Origin of the sequence: Streptomyces sp. NRRL B-24484 (assembly GCF_000717715.1) — a bacterium.
Taxonomy (GTDB): domain Bacteria; phylum Actinomycetota; class Actinomycetes; order Streptomycetales; family Streptomycetaceae; genus Kitasatospora.
Map to the genome: position 1 here is coordinate 21,127 of NZ_JOAI01000023.1, position 16,937 is coordinate 38,063.

17 protein-coding genes and 1 pseudogene are annotated in these 16,937 nt (G+C 73.4%); 10 read left to right on the top strand and 8 right to left on the bottom strand.

Annotated features, from left to right (window positions below; genetic code table 11):
- Nucleotides 1–16: 16 nt before the first annotated feature.
- Complete coding sequence (locus IE98_RS0121045) at nt 17–652, top strand: TetR/AcrR family transcriptional regulator (RefSeq protein WP_030271105.1); 636 nt, start codon at nt 17–19, stop codon at nt 650–652.
- Nucleotides 653–765: 113 nt separating this feature from the next.
- Nucleotides 766–1,677 (top strand): alpha/beta hydrolase, encoded by a 912-nt coding sequence (locus IE98_RS0121050; RefSeq protein ID WP_030271106.1) that lies wholly within the window; start codon nt 766–768, stop codon nt 1,675–1,677.
- A gap of 87 nt (nt 1,678–1,764) precedes the next feature.
- Here IE98_RS0121050 and IE98_RS50145 read toward each other — a convergent pair whose 3' ends face one another.
- Entirely contained in the window at nt 1,765–2,004 is a 240-nt protein-coding gene (locus tag IE98_RS50145; RefSeq protein ID WP_030271108.1) for a DUF5302 domain-containing protein, read from the bottom strand.
- A 335-nt stretch (nt 2,005–2,339) separates the two neighbouring features.
- Between IE98_RS50145 and IE98_RS0121065 the strand changes: the two genes are divergently transcribed.
- Nucleotides 2,340–3,161 carry a protein phosphatase 2C domain-containing protein gene (locus IE98_RS0121065; protein ID WP_030271110.1) on the top strand — a complete coding sequence of 274 codons (822 nt, stop codon included), beginning with the start codon at nt 2,340–2,342 and terminating at the stop codon, nt 3,159–3,161.
- A gap of 82 nt (nt 3,162–3,243) precedes the next feature.
- On the opposite strand, the gene IE98_RS0121070 is transcribed toward IE98_RS0121065, so the two are convergent.
- Nucleotides 3,244–4,194 (bottom strand): pirin family protein, encoded by a 951-nt coding sequence (locus IE98_RS0121070; RefSeq protein ID WP_030271112.1) that lies wholly within the window; start codon nt 4,192–4,194, stop codon nt 3,244–3,246.
- A gap of 134 nt (nt 4,195–4,328) precedes the next feature.
- Entirely contained in the window at nt 4,329–4,820 is a 492-nt protein-coding gene (locus IE98_RS0121075; protein WP_030271115.1) for an SseB family protein, read from the bottom strand.
- 212 nt (nt 4,821–5,032) lie between these two features.
- Between IE98_RS0121075 and IE98_RS0121080 the strand changes: the two genes are divergently transcribed.
- Together IE98_RS0121080 and IE98_RS0121085 are read left to right on the top strand one after the other, a co-directional pair.
- Nucleotides 5,033–6,862 carry an acyl-CoA dehydrogenase gene (locus tag IE98_RS0121080; protein ID WP_030271118.1) on the top strand — a complete coding sequence of 610 codons (1,830 nt, stop codon included), beginning with the start codon at nt 5,033–5,035 and terminating at the stop codon, nt 6,860–6,862.
- A 267-nt stretch (nt 6,863–7,129) separates the two neighbouring features.
- Nucleotides 7,130–8,431 carry a M18 family aminopeptidase gene (locus IE98_RS0121085; protein ID WP_030271120.1) on the top strand — a complete coding sequence of 434 codons (1,302 nt, stop codon included), beginning with the start codon at nt 7,130–7,132 and terminating at the stop codon, nt 8,429–8,431.
- Between the two features lie 105 nt (nt 8,432–8,536).
- Here the strand turns inward: IE98_RS0121085 and IE98_RS0121090 are convergent, their stop codons facing one another.
- On the bottom strand, nt 8,537–10,357 hold the full coding sequence (locus IE98_RS0121090) for an NHL domain-containing thioredoxin family protein (protein WP_030271132.1): 1,821 nt from the start codon (nt 10,355–10,357) through the stop codon (nt 8,537–8,539).
- A gap of 104 nt (nt 10,358–10,461) precedes the next feature.
- Nucleotides 10,462–11,337, bottom strand: coding sequence for a hypothetical protein (locus IE98_RS0121095; RefSeq protein WP_030271135.1), 876 nt, complete (start codon nt 11,335–11,337; stop codon nt 10,462–10,464).
- A 108-nt stretch (nt 11,338–11,445) separates the two neighbouring features.
- On the opposite strand from IE98_RS0121095, the gene IE98_RS0121100 reads away from it, so the two are divergent.
- The 4 genes from IE98_RS0121100 (at nt 11,446) to IE98_RS0121115 (ending at nt 14,437) form a co-directional block, all read left to right on the top strand.
- The gene (locus IE98_RS0121100; protein ID WP_030271137.1) at nt 11,446–12,252 is read left to right on the top strand and encodes an aminoglycoside 3'-phosphotransferase; all 807 of its coding nucleotides are present in this window, start codon (nt 11,446–11,448) and stop codon (nt 12,250–12,252) included.
- Nucleotides 12,253–12,344: 92 nt separating this feature from the next.
- On the top strand, nt 12,345–12,929 hold the full coding sequence (locus IE98_RS0121105) for a cysteine hydrolase family protein (protein WP_030271140.1): 585 nt from the start codon (nt 12,345–12,347) through the stop codon (nt 12,927–12,929).
- Complete coding sequence (locus IE98_RS0121110) at nt 12,926–13,840, top strand: GlxA family transcriptional regulator (RefSeq protein WP_030271143.1); 915 nt, start codon at nt 12,926–12,928, stop codon at nt 13,838–13,840. The genes IE98_RS0121105 and IE98_RS0121110 overlap by 4 nt, the downstream gene beginning before the upstream one ends.
- A 111-nt stretch (nt 13,841–13,951) precedes the next feature.
- Nucleotides 13,952–14,437: an LURP-one-related/scramblase family protein gene (locus IE98_RS0121115; RefSeq protein ID WP_030271145.1), complete on the top strand. Its 486-nt coding sequence runs from the start codon at nt 13,952–13,954 to the stop codon at nt 14,435–14,437.
- Between the two features lie 43 nt (nt 14,438–14,480).
- Here the strand turns inward: IE98_RS0121115 and IE98_RS0121120 are convergent, their stop codons facing one another.
- Both IE98_RS0121120 and IE98_RS0121125 read right to left on the bottom strand, forming a co-directional pair.
- The gene (locus IE98_RS0121120) at nt 14,481–15,701 is read right to left on the bottom strand and encodes a glutathionylspermidine synthase family protein (protein WP_030271148.1); all 1,221 of its coding nucleotides are present in this window, start codon (nt 15,699–15,701) and stop codon (nt 14,481–14,483) included.
- Nucleotides 15,702–15,706: 5 nt separating this feature from the next.
- Nucleotides 15,707–16,021: a hypothetical protein gene (locus IE98_RS0121125; protein ID WP_030271150.1), complete on the bottom strand. Its 315-nt coding sequence runs from the start codon at nt 16,019–16,021 to the stop codon at nt 15,707–15,709.
- Nucleotides 16,022–16,132: 111 nt separating this feature from the next.
- On the opposite strand from IE98_RS0121125, the gene IE98_RS0121130 reads away from it, so the two are divergent.
- Nucleotides 16,133–16,555 (top strand): DUF350 domain-containing protein, encoded by a 423-nt coding sequence (locus IE98_RS0121130; protein WP_030271153.1) that lies wholly within the window; start codon nt 16,133–16,135, stop codon nt 16,553–16,555.
- An 80-nt stretch (nt 16,556–16,635) separates the two neighbouring features.
- On the opposite strand, the pseudogene IE98_RS0121135 reads toward IE98_RS0121130, so the two are convergent.
- Nucleotides 16,636–16,884: pseudogene (locus IE98_RS0121135) on the bottom strand (GNAT family N-acetyltransferase); the annotation flags it as partial.
- Nucleotides 16,885–16,937: the final 53 nt, after the last annotated feature.

A 16,937-nucleotide genomic window follows, 5' to 3' on the forward strand; every position in this document is an offset into this window, starting at 1 on the left:
CCGGCGGAGGAGCGCGGTGGAGACGCCGACCACGGACGGACGGGTGCAGCGGGGCAACGAGACCCGCCGCGCGGTGCTGGGGCGTGCCGTGGAGGTCGCCTCCGTCGAGGGCCTGGAGGCCCTGTCGATCGGCCGGCTGGCCACCGACCTCGGGCTGAGCAAGAGCGGGGTGTTCGCCAGCTTCGGCTCCAAGGAGGAGCTGCAGCTGGCCGCCGTGCGCGCCGCCCAGCGGATCTTCCGGGACGCGGTGGTCGTCCCGGTCGAGGACCTGCCCCCGGGGCTCGGCCGGCTGCGGGCGGTCTGCGACTCCTGGCTGGCGTACTCCCGGCGCAGGGTCTTCCCGGGCGGCTGCTTCTTCTACGCGGTGTCGGCCGAGTTCGACGCCCGGCCCGGCCCCGTCCGGGACGCCCTGGCGGCGGCCGCCCGGGTCTGGGAGGAGCACCTCGGCGAGCTGGCCCGGGCCGCCCGCGCGGCCGGTGAGCTCCGCGCCGACGCCGACCTCGACCTGCTGGTCTTCGGCCTGATCGGCATGCTGGAGGCGGCCAACGCCCAGTCGCTGCTGTACGGCGAGGAGCGCCGCTACGACCTCGCCGCGGCCGGCGTCCTGGCGCTGCTGCGCGGCGCCGCGACCACCCCCGAACTCCTGGCCTGACCTTCCGTGCCGCCACCCGGGGAATTCCACGGCCCAAAAACTGCACGAACGATCGTGCTAATATCTCGCTCCGTCAGGCTCCACCCGCCCCGCACCTCCACCGGGGAGACACCATGGACCGCACCAAGACCCTCGTCGGCGCCGCGCTCAACACAGCCGCGCTGATCTCCCCGGACCTCGCCGGCCGGGCCGCCTTCGGCCTCTTCCGCCGGCCCGCCGGGCGCAGCCGCGTCCGCCCGGCCGAGCGCGAGGTCCACGACCGGGCGCGCACCTCGCACCTCACGGTGGCCGGCAAGCGCACCGCGGTCTACCGCTGGGGCGACGGCCGCCACCCGGTGCTGCTGGTGCACGGCTGGCAGTCCCGGGCCGCCCGCTTCGCCCCGCTGGTGACCCGGCTGCTGGCGGAGGGCCGCAGCCCGGTCGCCTTCGACGCCCCCGGCCACGGCGGTTCGGCCGGCTCCACCACCACGATCCTGGAGTTCGGCGAGGCCATCGGCCGGCTGCACGAGCAGGACGGCGGCTACGAGGCCGTGGTCGCGCACTCCTTCGGGGTGGCCTGCGCCTTCCACGCGCTGGCCGAGGGCCTGCGGGCCGACCGCCTGGTGGCCGTCGCCGGGGTCACCGACTTCCGCTTCGTGATCGGCGGCTTCCGCGCGCAGCTCGGGCTGTCCGAGCCCGTCTCCCGGCAGGTCGCCCGGCGCGTCGAGGAGGTGCTCCTGCCCGGGGCCGGCAACGTCTGGGAACGCTTCGACGCCGCGGGCCGGCCGGCCGACAGCGTCCCGCCGACCCTGGTGGTGCACGACGAGGGCGATCCGGTGGTGCCGTTCCGCCAGGCCGGCCGGCTGCAGGCCGCCTACGGGGAGCGGGTGCGGCTGCTCGCCACCACCGGGCTCGGCCACCAGCGGGTGCTGACCGATCCGGCCGTGCTCGACAACGTGCTCGGCTTCCTCACCGAGCCGGCCGGCGGGGCCGCCGTCCCGGCCGAGGGCGGCACCTCGGGCGCCGCCGTGCCGGCGGCGCGGTAGGAGAGGGGAGCCGGGAGGCGGGCGCCCGGCCGGAGAACGCACGGCGGGCGGACCCCTTCCGGGATCCGCCCGCCGTCCTGTGTCCGGTCAGCCGCCGCTCTTGCGGCGGAAGGTGCGCTTGCCGCCGGCCGCCGAGTGGGTGCCGTGGATCTTCGAGCCCTCGCCGCCCTGCCCGGCGCCGCCGCTCCCGCGGCCGCCCTGCTTGCGCTCCAGCGCGGCGAGGAACTTCGCCTTCACGTCCTCCTGGGCGGGTGCCTCGGCGGCCGCCTCGGCCGGGGCTGCCCCGGTCTCGGACTGCTCGGCGGGTGGGGCTGATTCCTTGCTCATGGCGCGACCTCCGGTACGGGGCCCCGGGACAGGGGCCGGGTGCAGTGCACACCCTGCCACGGCGGCGGTCGCTCGGCGGGTTCATTTCACTTCGTCGGGGAAGCGGGGGCCGCCGATCAGGTAGAAGAGCGCGAGGATCGGGAACCCGATCGACGCGATCACGAGGACGAAGAACTGCCAGACCATCGCACACTCCTGGGGCGAGAGCGGGTGATCCCCCGACCGTAAGCCGCGCTCCGACCGGTCGCCACCGCGCGCCCCGGCGCACGCCGGCCGAGCCGCACGAGCCCGTCCGACCCCTGTACCGGGCGGCCGCCCGCCCGCAGACTGGTCCGATGCAGGTACAGCTCGCCGGAGAACCGTACGGGCCGGGACGCGAGAGCGAGGACTTCGCCGCCGCCTCCGCCGAAGCACTGGTGCTGCTCGACGGCTCCAGCATGCCGAAGGACCTGGAGTCCGGGTGCCGCCACGGCACCGCCTGGTACGCCAGACGGTTGGGGGTGCACCTCCTCGCCCGGCTCACCGACCGGGCCGACCGCTCGATCGCCCAGTGCCTGGGCGACGCCATCGTGGAGACGGCGGCCCTGCACGGCGGCCGCTGCGACCTCGGGAACCCGAACACCCCGGCCGCCATGGTGGTTGCCGCCCGCACGGTCGGCGGCTCGCTGGAGTACCTGGTGCTCGGCGACTCGCTACTGGTGCTGCACCCGCGCGAGGGCGCGCCCCGGGTGATCGGCGACAACCAGCGCTTCCCCGGCGGCGAACTGCTGCGCCGGCAGGTCTGGACGACCGTGCCGGGCAGCACCGAGCGGGCCGAGCTCTACCTCGCGTACGCGCAGGCCGTCCGGGCGGCCCGGAACTCCGGGCACGGCCCGTGGATCGCGGCCGCCACGCCGCGCGCCGCCGAGCACGCGGAGACCGGCTTCGTCCCGCTCGCCGACCTGCGGGGGGTGGCCGCGCTGACCGACGGCGCGGCCCGCTTCACCGAGCGCTTCCGGCTCGGCAGCTGGTCGGACGCGCTGCGGCTGCTGGCGGAGTCGGGCCCGGCCGAGCTGATCGCCCAGGTGCGGGCGGTCGAGGCGGCCGACGCCGAGTGCACCCGCTGGCCGCGTGGCAAGAAGTCGGACGACGCCTCCGCGCTCTACGCCCGGATCTGAGCCCGGCCCGGACGCGGCGGGAGCCGCTGACACGCCCCGGGCCCGGCATCTGCCGGGCCCCGGTCGGGTCGATCGGTGCGGGTCAGTCGGTCGGCTGCCCGAACGAGCCGGACTGGAAGTCCTTCATGGCCTGCTCCAGCTCCCGGTGGCTGTTCATCACGAACGGGCCGTACCAGGCGACGGGCTCGCGGATCGGCCGCCCGCCCAGGACGATCACGTCCAGGTTGGGGTGGCGCGAATCCTGCTTGGCGTCCGCGGTGATGGTGACGGTGTCGCCGTCGCCGAAGACCACGGCCTGGCCGGTGCGCACCGGACGCCGCTCGTCGCCGACCGTGCCGTCGCCGTTGAGCACGTAGGCGAGGGCGTTGAAGTCCGGCCGCCAGGGCAGGGTGACCGAGGCGCCCGGCGTGATCGTCGCGTGCAGCAGGGTGATCGGGGTGTGGGTGGCGCCCGGGCCCCGGTGGCCGTCCAGCTCGCCGGCGATCAGCCGCAGCACGGCCCCGCCGTCCGGGCTGGTCAGCAGCTTCACGTGGCCGCCGTGGATGTCCTGGTACCGCGGCTGGGTCATCTTGTCGCTCGCGGGCAGGTTGACCCAGAGCTGGATGCCGTGGAACAGGCCGCCGCTGAGCACCAGCGACTCCGGCGGGGTCTCGATGTGCAGGATGCCCGAGCCGGCCGTCATCCACTGGGTGTCACCGCCGCCGAGGTGGCCGCCGCCGCCGTGCGAGTCCTTGTGGATGAACTCGCCGTCGATCAGGTAGGTGACGGTCTCGAAGCCGCGGTGCGGGTGCCACGGGGTGCCCTTGGGCTCCCCGGCCGCGTACTCCACCTCGCCCATCTGGTCCATCATGATGAACGGGTCGAGGAACTTGGTGTTGATCTTGGCGAAGGCGCGGCGGACGGGGAAGCCCTCGCCCTCGAAGCCCTCGGGCGCGGTGGCGACGGCCAGCACCGGGCGGGCGGCCGCGACCGCGGGGTCGGGGGTGGCGACGCGCGGAAGGGTCAACGGGTTCTCGACGGTCACGGCGGGCATGTCGGCCTCCTTCTGGGGGGTTCTCCGGCCTACGTCCGACAGATTAGTTCAATCCTCAACCAATAGCAAGTTGAAGATTGAACTAAATGGTCACGGATGTGCGGGAGGTCGGAGGACCTCCCGCACGGTTCGGGTCAGCCGTACATCCGGCGCATGGTGAAGTCCACCATCTGCTCGACCGCCTTCGCGTCGAAGACCATCCGGTGTTCGCCCTCCATGTCGAGCGCGAAGCCGTAGCCGGTCGGCAGCAGGTCGAGGATCTCCGCGCCCGTGACACTGAAGTGCTTGGACTCCTTGCCGGCGTAGCGACGCAGCTCCTTGAGCGAGCTGAACATCGGGATCACCGGCGTGGGGGTGTTGTGCAGGGCGAGGAAGCCGGGGCGGTCGCCGCGCGGGCAGTGCACCTTGGAGGTGATGAAGATCGCCTGGAAGTCCTCGACCGGCATCGAGCCGGTGGTGAAGGCCCGGACGGCGTCGGCCAGCGAGGGCGGCGAGGGTTCCGGGTAGAGGGACTGCTGGCCGGCCCCCTGCTGGGGGTCGCCGTACGGGCCGGGGCCGGGCATGCCGTTCATCCCCGCCTGCTGCTGGTAGGGGTCCTGGTACGCGGTCTGCTCGTAGCCGTACACGGGACAAGGCTAGCGGGCCGGGGCGCATTGCAGGGGGGACGGACCTCACAACGTGTGCGCGCCCGGGGTTGTGGGACGTGACCACGTTCATAAGGCTTTGCCGTGAGAGGGCTTGCCCAAGTTACTGCCGGGTAGCATCATGGTGCGTACTGGTGGGTAAGTGGCGCTCGATCGGCGGGCCCACGGCAAGCAGACGAACCGGAGAAACGGTCATGGGTCACTACAAGTCCAACCTGCGGGACGTGGAGTTCAACCTGTTCGAGGTGTTCGGCCGCGAGCAGGTGTACGGCACCGGCCCGTTCGCCGACATGGACGTCGACACCGCGAAGAACATCCTCAGCGAGATCTCCCGTCTCGCCGAGAACGACCTCGCCGCGTCCTTCACCGACACCGACCGCACCCCGCCGGTCTTCGACCCGGAGACCAACACCGCGCCGATCCCGGCCACGTTCAAGAAGAGCTACCAGACCTTCATGGACGCCGAGTGGTGGCGCCTGGGCATCCCGGAGGGCATCGGCGGCCAGGTGACCCCGTCCTCCCTCGTCTGGGCCTACGCGGAGCAGGTCCTCGGCTCGAACCCCGCCATCTGGATGTACTCCTCCGGCCCGGCCTTCGCCGGCGTCGTCTACGAGGAGGGCACCGAGGAGCAGCACAAGGTCGCCCAGCGCATGGTCGACGGCCTCTGGGGCGCCACCATGGTGCTGACCGAGCCGGACGCCGGCTCGGACGTCGGCGCCGGCCGCACCAAGGCGATCAAGCAGGAGGACGGCTCCTGGCACATCGAGGGCGTGAAGCGGTTCATCACCTCCGGTGAGCACGACATGTCCGACAACATCATCCACCTGGTGCTGGCCCGCCCCGAGGGCGGCAAGCCCGGCACCAAGGGCCTCGGCCTCTACATCGTGCCGAAGTACGACTTCGACTGGGAGACCGGCGAGCTCGGCGAGCGCAACGGCGCCTACGCCACCAACGTCGAGCACAAGATGGGCCTCAAGGCCTCGAACACCTGCGAGATGACCTTCGGCGCCAAGCACCCGGCCAAGGGCTGGCTGCTCGGCGAGAAGGTCGACGGCATCCGCCAGATGTTCAAGATCATCGAGTTCGCCCGCATGATGGTCGGCACGAAGGCGATCGCCACCCTGTCCACCGGCTACCTGAACGCCCTCGAGTACGCCAAGGAGCGCGTGCAGGGTGCGGACATCGCCAACTTCCTGGACAAGACCGCCCCGCGCGTCACCATCACCCACCACCCGGACGTCCGCCGCTCGCTGATGACGCAGAAGGCGTACGCCGAGGGCATGCGCGCCCTGGTGCTCTACACCGCCTCCGTCCAGGACGACGTGCTGGCCGCCCGCCTGCGCGGCGAGACCGACGAGGCCGCCGAGCGCCTGAACGACCTGCTCCTGCCGATCGTCAAGGGCTACGGCTCGGAGAAGTCCTACGAGCAGCTCGCCCAGTCCCTGCAGACCTTCGGTGGCTCCGGCTACCTGCAGGAGTACCCGATCGAGCAGTACATCCGCGACGCCAAGATCGACACCCTGTACGAGGGCACCACCGCCATCCAGGGCCAGGACTTCTTCTTCCGCAAGATCGTCAAGGACGGCGGCCAGGCGCTCACCGCCGTCTCCGAGCAGATCCAGAAGTTCATCGCCACCGGCGAGGGCGGCGACGCCCTGGCCGCCGAGCGCGAGGCGCTCGGCAAGGCCGCCGGCGACCTGGAGGCGATCGTCGGCAAGATGCTCGCCGACCTGACCGCCGTCCAGCAGGACGTCACCAACATGTACAAGGTCGGCCTCAACGCCACCCGCCTGCTGCTGGTCTCCGGCGACGTCGTCATCGGCTGGCTGCTGCTCCGCCAGGCCGCCGTCGCGCTGGCCAAGCTGGAGGCCGGCGCCTCGGAGAAGGACGTCCCCTTCTACCAGGGCAAGGTCGCAGCGGCCCGCTTCTTCGCGCGCAACGTCCTGCCGACCACCGCCCCGCAGCGCCTGATCGCGGAGGCCGTGGACAAGGACATCATGGACCTCGCGGAGGAGGCCTTCTGAGGCCCCTGAAGTCTGCCTGACACACCCTCACGCCGTGGGGCCCGGTCCACCGACCGGGCCCCACGGCGTTTCTCCGCCGGACGGAACCGGGCAAACTCCACGTCACGGACGGTCTGACGGACGGTCCGGAATGCACTGTGTCCCGGTGTCCTCACCGTTGTGTCACCGTTTTTGAGTTCGCCGCGTCATGTCCGTGTACGGGCATATGCTCAGATGCGGACCCGGTACCCCCATCCGGCGTCCGACCTCCCTCAACCCAGGAGCAGCATGTCGACCGCCGACCGCCCGGCCCACTTCGACCGGACGCACACCGACGATCTGATCGCCTTCCTCGGCGCCGCGCCCTCGCCCTACCACGCCGTGGCCGCGTCGGCCGAGCGCCTGGAGAAGGCGGGCTTCCGCAGGGTCCTGGAGACCGACGCCTGGGGGGCCGAGGCCGGCGGCCGGTACCTGATCCGCGGGGGCGCGCTGATCGCCTGGTACGTGCCCGAGGGGGCGGGGCCCGAGACGCCGTTCCGGGTGGTCGGCACGCACACCGACTCGCCCAACCTCCGGGTCAAGCCGATCCCGGACACCGGCGCCTCCGGCTGGCGCCAGGTCGCCGTGGAGATCTACGGCGGCGTCCCGCTGAACACCTGGCTCGACCGCGACCTCGGCATCTCCGGCCGCCTCGCGCTGCGCGACGGCAGCGCCCGGCTGGTGCAGATCGACGAGCCGCTGCTGCGCGTCCCGCAGCTGGCCATCCACCTGGACCGCGCCGTCAACGAGGGCCTGAAGCTCGACAAGCAGCGCCACCTCACCCCGATCTGGGGGATCGGCGAGGTGACCGAGGGCGCGCTCCTGGAGTACGTCGCGGGCAAGGCCGGCGTGGCCGCCGCGGACGTGGCCGGCTGGGACCTCATGACCCACGACGTGCAGCCCGCCTCCTACCTCGGCCGCGACCGCGAACTGCTGGCCGGCCCCCGGCTGGACAACCTGCTCTCGGTGCACGCCGGCACCGCCGCCCTGGCCGCCGCGGCCACCGGCGACGCCCCGCTGGCGTACATCCCGGTGCTGGCCGCCTTCGACCACGAGGAGACCGGCAGCGAGTCCGACACCGGCGCGCAGAGCCCGCTGCTCGGGAACGTGCTGGAGCGCACCGTGTACGCCCGCGGCGGCACCGCCGAGGACCGCGCCCGGGCGCTGGCCGGCACCGTCTGCCTCTCCTCCGACATGGGGCACGCCGTGCACCCCAACTACAGCGAGCGGCACGAGCCGGGCCACCACCCGATGCCCAACGGCGGCCCGATCCTCAAGGTCAACGTCAACAACCGGTACGCCACCGACGGCGTCGGCCGGGCGGTGTTCGCCGCGGCCTGCGAGAAGGCCGGCGTGCCGTGGCAGACCTTCGTCTCCAACAACGCCATGCCCTGCGGCACCACCATCGGCCCGATCACCGCGGCGCGGCTCGGCATCACCACCGTGGACTGCGGCATCGCCGCGCTCTCCATGCACTCCGCCCGCGAGCTGTGCGGCGCGGAGGACCCGTACCTGCTGGCGAGCGCCCTCAAGGCGTTCCTGGAGGGCTGAGCCCGGGCGCAGGCGCCCCCCAAGAGGAACCCCGGGCCCGGAGGGCCGTCCGCAGGCGGTGGGGGCCGCCGGGCGGGCGGCCCCCGGGCCTTCACCCGCCGCCGGTCACTCCATGCCGGCGAGCACCAGTGGCAGACGGCCCGCGCCGCCGGCCACCAGCTTCACCGGCACGCCCCAGTCCTGCTGGTGCACGTGGCAGGCCGGGTACTCGATCTCCGGGTCGTCGTCGCAGGACGCCGCCATCGCCGACACGTGCAGCACGCCCTCGGCGACCGCCTCGTTCAGCACCAGCTCGCGGGAGAGGTCGGTGTCCGCACCCGCGCCCGAGAGCAGCAGCTCCGGGGGGGTGGAGCTGACCAGCAGCCGGGTGGACGGGCCGTAGCGCTCGTCCAGCTTCTGCCCGGACGGAGCCTGGAAGACCACGTCCAGCTGCAGGGCGCCGGGGGCCACCTCGGTGGCGGCGCGCTGGGTGCGGTGCGCCACCGACTCGACCCGGACGGCCTCCTCGGGCAGCCGCAGCCGGGTCAGCCGGTGCCGGGCCGACTCCACCACGACGATGTCGCCGTCCACGACCACCGCGCCGGAGGGCTCGCGGACGTCCGTGGCGAGGGTGGTCACCTCGCCGGTCGCCGGGTCGAAGCGGCGCAGCGCGTGGTTGTAGGTGTCGCTGATCGCCACCGAGCCGTCGGGCAGCACGGTGACGCCCAGCGGGTGCTGCAGCAGCGCCTGCTCGGCGGCGCCGTCGCGGTGGCCGAAGTCGAACAGGCCGGTGCCGACCGCGGTGTGGACCGAACGTGTTTCACGTGAAACCCAGCGCACCGCCGAGGTCTCCGAGTCGGCCACCCAGAGCCGCTCGCCGTCCGCGGAGACCGCGAGGCCGGACGGCTGGGCGAACCAGGCCTCGGCCACCGGGCCGTCGACCAGGCCCTCGTTGGTGGTGCCGGCCGCGACCGCGACCGTGTCGGCCGCCGGGTCGAAGGCCCACAGCTGGTGCACGCCCGCCATGGCGATCCACACCCGGCCGTCGAACCAGGCGACGTCCCAGGGCGAGGAGAGGTCGACCTCCCGGGCGGGCCCCTCGGTCGCCGAGCCCTGCCACCACTGCCGGCCGGTGCCGGCCAGCGTGGTGGCGCTGCCGTCGGAGAGCCGGACGCCGCGCAGTGCGTGGTTCACGGTGTCCGCCACCACCACGTCGTAGCCGAGGTCCAGGCCGTCCGGCACCAGGGCGAGGCCCTGCGGCTCGCTGAACCGCGGAGCGGCGCCGTCCACCAGGCCGCGCTCGCCGTCGCCGATCCGGCGCAGCACCGTCTCGCCGTCCTCGGCCAGCTCCACCAGCGAGTGGTGCCCGGAGTCGGCCACCAGGTAGTGGCCGTCCGGCAGCCGCACGGCCTTGCCGGGGAACTTCAGGTCGCCCGCCTGCGGCTCGGGCGGCACGTACGGGCCGTCGCCGCGGCGCAGCGTGCCCTTGGCGGCGTGCTCGGCCTCCAGCTCCTCGACCAGGGCGGCGATCGCGTGCGCGTGGCCCTCGCCGGCGTGCTGCGCGACGACGTAGCCCTCGGGGTCGATCACCACCAGCGTCGGCCAGGCCCGCACCGCGTACTGCTTCCAGGTGGCCAGCTCCGGGTCGTCCAGCACCGGGTGGTGCACCTCGTACCGGTCCACCGCGTCGACCACGGCCCGGTGGTCGGCCTCGTGGACGAACTTGGGCGAGTGGACGCCGACGATCACCACCGTGTCGCGGTGCGCCTCCTCCAGCTCCCGGAGTTCGTCCAGAACGTGGAGGCAGTTGATGCAGCAGAAGGTCCAGAAGTCGGCGATGACGATCTTGCCGCGGAGGTCGGCCAGCGTCAGGTCCTTGCCGCCGGTGTTGAGCCATCCGCCCTTGCCCACCAGTTCGGGGGCGCGTACGCGTGCACGTGTAGCCATGACCTCATCCAACCCCATCGGGCCCGGCCGGCATTCCGGGCCGGGCCCCGGCCGCCGCGGCGGCCGGGGCCCGGGTGGTCACCGGCGCGACCGCCGGCGCGGGGCTACGCCCTGCCCCAGGTCCCGGTGGACCAGAGGGCGCCGGCGGGGTCCGACCGGCCGGGCCGGTAGATCACGAGGTTGCCGTCGTCCTGCACCCGCGCGTAGGCGCCCGGGGCGTGCAGGTTCGGGGTCGACCAGCCGATCAGGCCGTTGGACGCGTTGGACAGGTACATGGCGCCCGTGACGTTCGAGAGGAACGCGATCGACGCCGGGCGGTTCCACGTCCCGGTGGACCAGAGCGCGGCGCCGTCCCGCTTCCGGTAGAGCACCAGGTTGCCGTCGGTCTGGTTGACCAGCCAGGTCGAGTTCGACCTGATCCACTGGCCGGGCCGGATGCCCCGGCTCCGGTCCAGGACGCCCTCCGGCCGCGAGGCGCCGTCGACCGCCGGTGCGAGGCCGGTGGTGGTCTGCCAGAGCGTCCCGTTGATCGAGCTGCTGACGCCCCACCAGCCGTCCAGCAGCTGGGCGTACGCCCCCGGGTGGCCCCAACTGCGGGTGCTCCAGAGCGCGTCCGCCGGTGCGCTCCGCCCCTGGCGGTAGACGACCAGGTTGCCGTCCGGCTGCATGACGGCGTAGGCGCCGGGGTGGCCGTAGGTGCCGCTGCTCCACACGGCCGGGCCGTGGTTGCCGGTCGGGCCGACCAGGTAGAGCACCAGGTTGCCGTCCCCCTGCATCACCAGGGCCGTCTCGCCGCTGACGAGGCTCTGACCCGGTGTGAGCTGCTGACCGCTCTGCAGGAACGCCGACGTTCCCGCGGCGGCGGGCTGCAGTGCGGGCACGGCGGTCGCGGCGGTCGCGGTCGCGGCCGGGGCCGAGAGCGCGAGCGCCGCGGCGCCGGCCAGGGCCGCGACGGCCCGTCTGAACACGATCTTCCGCATGAGTGGAAGTCCCCCTCTTCATGTAGGCACACGATTCATACACCCTGCCGTCCGCCGCCGTGCGGGCCCCCGGGCCAGAAGCCGGCCGGACCGGGCGAGAATGGGGCGGTGATCGTCGCCAGTGAGCCCCGGGGGCCCGTCGCCGTCCCGCCGTCCGTCGTGGAGTTCGCCGCCGGGCGACCGGTACGGCCGGTGTGGCGCAACCTCCTCGGAGGGCTGACCTTCCAGGTCGGGGCCGACGGGGAACGGGAGTTCGTGAAGTGGCTGCCGGCCGGTGCCGGTCGCGGACTGGAGGCCGAGGCCGTCCGGCTGCGCTGGGCGGCGAGGTTCACCGCGGTGCCGGTGGTGCTCGCCGCCGGGTCGGACGAGGACGGCTCGTGGCTCGCCACGGCCGGGCTGCCCGGGCGGTCCGCGGTGGACGACCGGTGGCTGCGCGATCCCGCGATGGCCGTCCGGGCGGTCGGCGAGGGGCTGCGCGCCCTGCACGAGGCGCTGCCGGTCGACGGGTGCCCGTTCGACTGGTCGGCCGGGGCCAGGCTCGGCGCCGTCCGGGCCCGGGCCGCGGCGGGCCTGATCGACCCCGCCGACCGGCCCGAGGGGCTGCCGCGGTTCACCACCGTCGACCAGGCGCTGCGCGTGCTGGAGGACGTCCCGCCGCCGGACGGCCCGGCGGTCTGCCACGGCGACGCCTGCGCCCCCAACACGCTGGTCGGCGACGACGGGCGGTGGACCGGCCACGTCGACCTCGGCGCGCTCGGCGCCGCCGACCGCTGGGCCGACCTCGCCGTCGCCACCTGGAGCACCGTCTGGAACTACGGCCCGGGCTGGGAGAAGCCGCTGCTGGACGCCTACGGCATCGCACCGGACGGGGAGCGGACGGCCTACTACCGGCTGCTCTGGCACCTGTCCGACTGATCGCGGGCGCCCCGTGCCGGTGACCGGATCGTTCCGGTGCGGGACGTGATCATGTCTGGGGTGCGGGCCCGCCGGCGGCCACCATGGAGGACATGAAGAGCGCACTCGTCGTGATCGACGTCCAGGAGTCCTTCCGCCGCCTGCCCAACTGGGAGGCCGTCTCCGATCCGGGGATCGCCGACAAGGTCGGCCGGCTGGTCGCCGCCGCCCGGGAGAAGGACGACCTCGTGGTGTGGATCCTGCACACCGAGCCCGGCAGCGGCACCCCCTTCGACCCGGAGTCCGGGCATGTGCGGCTGATGGACGGCCTCAAGCCCGAGGACGGCGAGCCCGTCCTCACCAAGACCTCGCACAACGCATTCACCACCACCAACCTGCAGCAGCAGCTCACCCGGCACGGCGTCGGCGAGGTCGTGGTCAGCGGCATCCGCACCGAGCAGTGCTGCGAGACCACCGCGCGGGTCGCCTCCGACCTCGGCTACCGGGTCGTGTTCGTCACCGACGCCACCGCCACCCACCCGATCGAGCACCGGGACGCCCCCGCCGGCCGCAGCCTGGCGGAGGTCCTCGCCGACCCGCGTACCCTGTCCACCGACGAGATCATCACCCGGACCGAGTACGCCCTCGCACGGCGCTTCGCCCGGATCGCCACCGTGGAGGAGCTGACCGGATCGTGACCAGGGTGGTCTTCCTGCTGGCGCCGCGGCTGCACCTGCTGGACCTCGCCGGTCCGGCCCAGGTCTTCTCCGCGGCGGCCGACCTCGGCCACGCCTGGGAGATCGGGTACGTGGCCGAGCAGGAGGACGTCACCACCGCCCAGGGCATCGGGCTGAAGGCCGCCACCCGGTGGCCCGGGCTGTCCGCCGGTGACCTGGTGGTCGTCCCGGGCTGGCGCTCGCCGAGCCTGCCGACCGGGCCGGTGTTCACCCGGGAGACCCTGCAGCGGGTGGTCGCCCACCACGCGGCCGGCGGCACCGTGGCCAGCATCTGCTCCGGCGCGGACGCGCTGGGCCGGGCCGGCCTGCTGGACGGCCGCCGCTGCACCACCCACCACGACCTGCAGGACGAGCTCGCCCGCCGCCACCCGCGGGCCTCCGTCGTCCCCGACGTGCTGTTCGTCCAGGACGATCGCGTCCTCACCTCCGCCGGGATCGCCAGCGGGATCGACCTGGCGCTGCACCTGCTGGCGGTCCGCCACGGCCCCTACGTCGCCGCCCAGGTGGCCCGCACGATGGTCGTCCACACCCGCCGCAACGGCGACGAGCAGCAGGACAGCGCGATGCTGCGGCACCGCGCCCACCTCAGCGACGCGGTGCACCGGGTGCAGGACGTCATCGACGCCCGGTTCGCCGACCCGCTGCTGCTCTCCGGGCTGGCCGCCGGCGCCGGGGTCAGCGAACGGACCCTCACCCGGCGCTTCACCGAGGCGACCGGCCTCACCCCGCTGCGCTACCAGCAGCTGCTGCGCCTGGAGCACGCCGAGCACCTGATCGGCCGGGGCGCCACCGTGGAGTCGGCCGCCCGCTCGGTCGGCTTCCAGGACGCCCGGATGCTGCGCCGGCTGCGCGCCCGGCCCGCCGCGGACTGACGGCACCCGGACGGCCGGTCTCCGCGCCCCGCCGCGCGGCCGAGGGCTGACCTGCGGCCCGGCGTCCGGCACGATGTGCTCGGCAGTGTCCGTCGAGGGAAGCAGGCAGGCATGAAGTACGTGGTCAAGGAGCGGCTGTTCGCGGTCGGCGACGACTACTGGATCGAGGACGGCGACGGCGAGAAGGCCTTCCTGGTGGACGGCAAGGTGCTGCGGCTGCGCGACACCTTCGAGCTGCAGGACCCGTCCGGCGCGGTGGTCGCCGTCATCAAGGAGAAGGTGCTCACCGTCCGCGACGCGATGCGGATCGAGAACGCCGAGGGCGACACCGTCGCGACCGTCCGCAAGAAGCTCTTCACGCCGTTCCGCGACAAGTACCTGGTGGAGCTGGAGGCCGGCGGCGAGCTGGAGGTGCACGGCGACCTCATCGACAAGGAGTACAAGGTCGAGTCGGACGGCGACACCGTCGCCGAGATCTCCCGCAAGTGGTTCCGGATCCGCGACACCTACGGCGTGGAGATCGCGGACGGCGCGGACGTGCCGCTGCTGCTCGCCGTCGCCGTCTGCCTGGACCGGATGGTCGAGCACAACGCCTGACGCCCCGCCGGCCCGCGGCGGTGCGCCGCGGGCCGGCCGGCGCTCAGACGATGACGTGCGGCAGGAAGCGCGCGCCGACGTGGGTGATCGGCGAGTCGTGCGTCTCGCGGATGCCGAGGCCGGCGGCCTCGCCGTCCACCACCCAGGCGCCCAGTACCGGCTGGTTGCCGTCGAAGACCGGCAGCGGGCAGAGCTGCTGGAAGCAAAACCCCTCGGCGCCGTAGCGGTCCGGTGCGCCGGCCCAGGCGGGCAGCAGGGTCTCGTCGCCGCCCGGTTCGACGATCCGCACGCCCGAGCCCTCCCGGCCGAGCAGCGGCTTGGCCGCGTACCCGGTGGCGGTGAGCTCGCGCGGCCCGTCGAGGTAGGCCGGCAGCAGGTTGGGGTGGCCGGGGAAGAGCTCCCACAGCACCGCCAGCAGCGCCTTGTTGGAGAGCAGCATCTTCCACGGCGGCTCGATCCACAGCGTGGAGCCGGTGGAGCCGCCGAGGTCGACGGTGGCCAGCAACTGCTCGCCGAACTCGTCCTCCGCCAGCCACTCCCACGGGTACAGCTTGAACGCGGAGCGGATGTAGCGGTGCTGCAGGTCGACGAACCGGCCGGTCAGCCCGTCCAGGCCGATGTCCTCCACGGCGATCGACACCGTCTCCAGACCGGCCTGCTCGGCCGTCTCCTGGAGGTAGAGGGTGGTCATCCAGTCCTCGCCCTCGGAGTCGCCGCGCGAGTGCGCGAAGTGCACCGGGCCGGGCGGCAGCAGCTCCTTCTGGCGGGCCCAGGCGGCGACCAGCCGCTCGTGCAGCGAGTTCCACTGGTCCGCCTCGGGGAAGCGCTCCTCCATCCAGAACCACTGCGGGCTGGCCGCCTCGATCAGCGAGGTCGGGGTGTCCGCGTTGTACTCGAACATCTTCGCCGGGCCGGTGCCGTCGTACGCCAGGTCGAACCGCCCGTACAGGGACGGCTGTTCCTCGCGCCGCCGCCAGGAGGCGGCGATCACCTCGGCGAGCCGCGGGTCGGTGATGCCGTAGTCGGCGAACCGGCCCGTGCGCACCACGTGGTCGGCGGCCTCCAGGCACATCCCGTGGAGTTCCTCGACCACCTCCTCCAGCGACTCGACCTCGGGCAGCGAGAACTCGTAGTAGGCGCTCTCGTCCCAGTACGCGTACTCGGCGCCGGGGTCGCGGGGGTCCTCGCAGACGGCGTAGATCAGGCCCTGGGCCTCGACCGCGGCCTGCCAGCCCGGCCGCGGTTCGACGGTGCGGCGGCGCATCGCGGTCAGCCCCCGCCCGAACCGGAGCTGCCGCTCGGGCAGCCGAAGCCCCCGCGCTTGGTGGCGGCCTTGTCGAAGGTGCCGCCGGCGGCGTTCAGCGAGCCGGAACCGCAGTAGTACCAGCGGCCGGCGGCCGCGGTGGTGCCCGTGGAGCAGGAGTGGTCGTCGAGCACCTTGAGGGTGCCCGGGTCGACGCAGCGCCGGGGCGCGCTGCCGCCGGACGAGGAGCAGCCGGTGAGGGCCAGTGCCAGCGTCCCCACCATGCCGAGGGCGACGACGCCCGAGCGGCGGCGGGCGGAGGAGGGGTCGGTCTGCGTCATGACGGGTGATGGTACTTAAGGCTCCCCAGCGCCGGAACCATGGGATATCTTTTGCCGGTCCTTGACACTTCGGGTGGCACCTGGCGTGGCACTCCGCCCTGGGGGAGCAGCATGAACGACATCGTCCACGGCCTCGGCGTGGCCGCCGCCTACGGCGCCGTCGGCCTGGTGCTGCTGCTGCTCGGCGTGGGCCTGGTCGACGCCCTGACGCCGGGCAAGCTCGGCCGGCAGATCTGGCTGGAGCGCAACCGGAACGCCGCCGTGGTGCTCAGCTCCGCGCTGATCGGCATCGGCGGGATCGTCTTCACCGCGATCATGTACACCTACGACGAGTTCGCGAAGGGCCTGGCCGCGACCGCGCTCTTCGGCCTGCTCGGCCTGGTGCTGATGGCCGCCGCGTTCTGGCTGGTGGACCTGCTGACCCCGGGCAAGCTCGGCGAGGTGCTGGTCGACCCCGAGCCGCACCCGGCGGTCTGGGTGACCGCCGCCTGCAACCTGTCGGTCGCCGCCATCGTCGCCGCGTCGATCGCCTGAGCCGCCGCCCGAGCGGCCCGCACGCGGCCGGCACCCCGACCACCGGGGTGCCGGCCGCTGCCGTTGCCGCGGGCGGCGGCTCAGCCCGCGGCCAGCCGCTCCGTCAGCCGGGCCTTCGCCGCGGGCCACTCGTCGTGGAGCATCGAGAAGTAGACGCTGTCGCGCCAGCTGCCGTCCGGCCGGCGGCGGTGGCGGCGCAGGGTGCCCTCGTACCGGGCGCCGAGGCGGCGGATCGCGTTCTGCGAGCGCTCGTTGAGGTGGTCGGTCTTCCAGGTGACGCGGCCCATGCCGAGTTCCTCGAAGGCGTGGGTGAGCAGCAGCAGCTTCGTAGTCCTCGTTTAGAGACGCACGTTATCGGGCTGGCGTGCGGGCCGCAACGCTC

Excerpts from the sequence above, each read along its gene's own strand:
- IE98_RS0121050 (WP_030271106.1), top strand. The coding sequence starts at position 766 with ATGGACCGCACCAAGACCCTCGTCGGCGCCGCGCTCAACACAGCCGCG.
- IE98_RS50145 (WP_030271108.1), bottom strand. The coding sequence starts at position 2,004 with ATGAGCAAGGAATCAGCCCCACCCGCCGAGCAGTCCGAGACCGGGGCA.
- IE98_RS0121065 (WP_030271110.1), top strand. The coding sequence starts at position 2,340 with ATGCAGGTACAGCTCGCCGGAGAACCGTACGGGCCGGGACGCGAGAGC.
- IE98_RS0121070 (WP_030271112.1), bottom strand. The coding sequence starts at position 4,194 with ATGCCCGCCGTGACCGTCGAGAACCCGTTGACCCTTCCGCGCGTCGCC.
- IE98_RS0121080 (WP_030271118.1), top strand. The coding sequence starts at position 5,033 with ATGGGTCACTACAAGTCCAACCTGCGGGACGTGGAGTTCAACCTGTTC.
- IE98_RS0121085 (WP_030271120.1), top strand. The coding sequence starts at position 7,130 with ATGTCGACCGCCGACCGCCCGGCCCACTTCGACCGGACGCACACCGAC.
- IE98_RS0121090 (WP_030271132.1), bottom strand. The coding sequence starts at position 10,357 with ATGGCTACACGTGCACGCGTACGCGCCCCCGAACTGGTGGGCAAGGGC.
- IE98_RS0121095 (WP_030271135.1), bottom strand. The coding sequence starts at position 11,337 with ATGCGGAAGATCGTGTTCAGACGGGCCGTCGCGGCCCTGGCCGGCGCC.
- IE98_RS0121105 (WP_030271140.1), top strand. The coding sequence starts at position 12,345 with ATGAAGAGCGCACTCGTCGTGATCGACGTCCAGGAGTCCTTCCGCCGC.
- IE98_RS0121115 (WP_030271145.1), top strand. The coding sequence starts at position 13,952 with ATGAAGTACGTGGTCAAGGAGCGGCTGTTCGCGGTCGGCGACGACTAC.
- IE98_RS0121120 (WP_030271148.1), bottom strand. The coding sequence starts at position 15,701 with ATGCGCCGCCGCACCGTCGAACCGCGGCCGGGCTGGCAGGCCGCGGTC.
- IE98_RS0121125 (WP_030271150.1), bottom strand. The coding sequence starts at position 16,021 with ATGACGCAGACCGACCCCTCCTCCGCCCGCCGCCGCTCGGGCGTCGTC.
- IE98_RS0121130 (WP_030271153.1), top strand. The coding sequence starts at position 16,133 with ATGAACGACATCGTCCACGGCCTCGGCGTGGCCGCCGCCTACGGCGCC.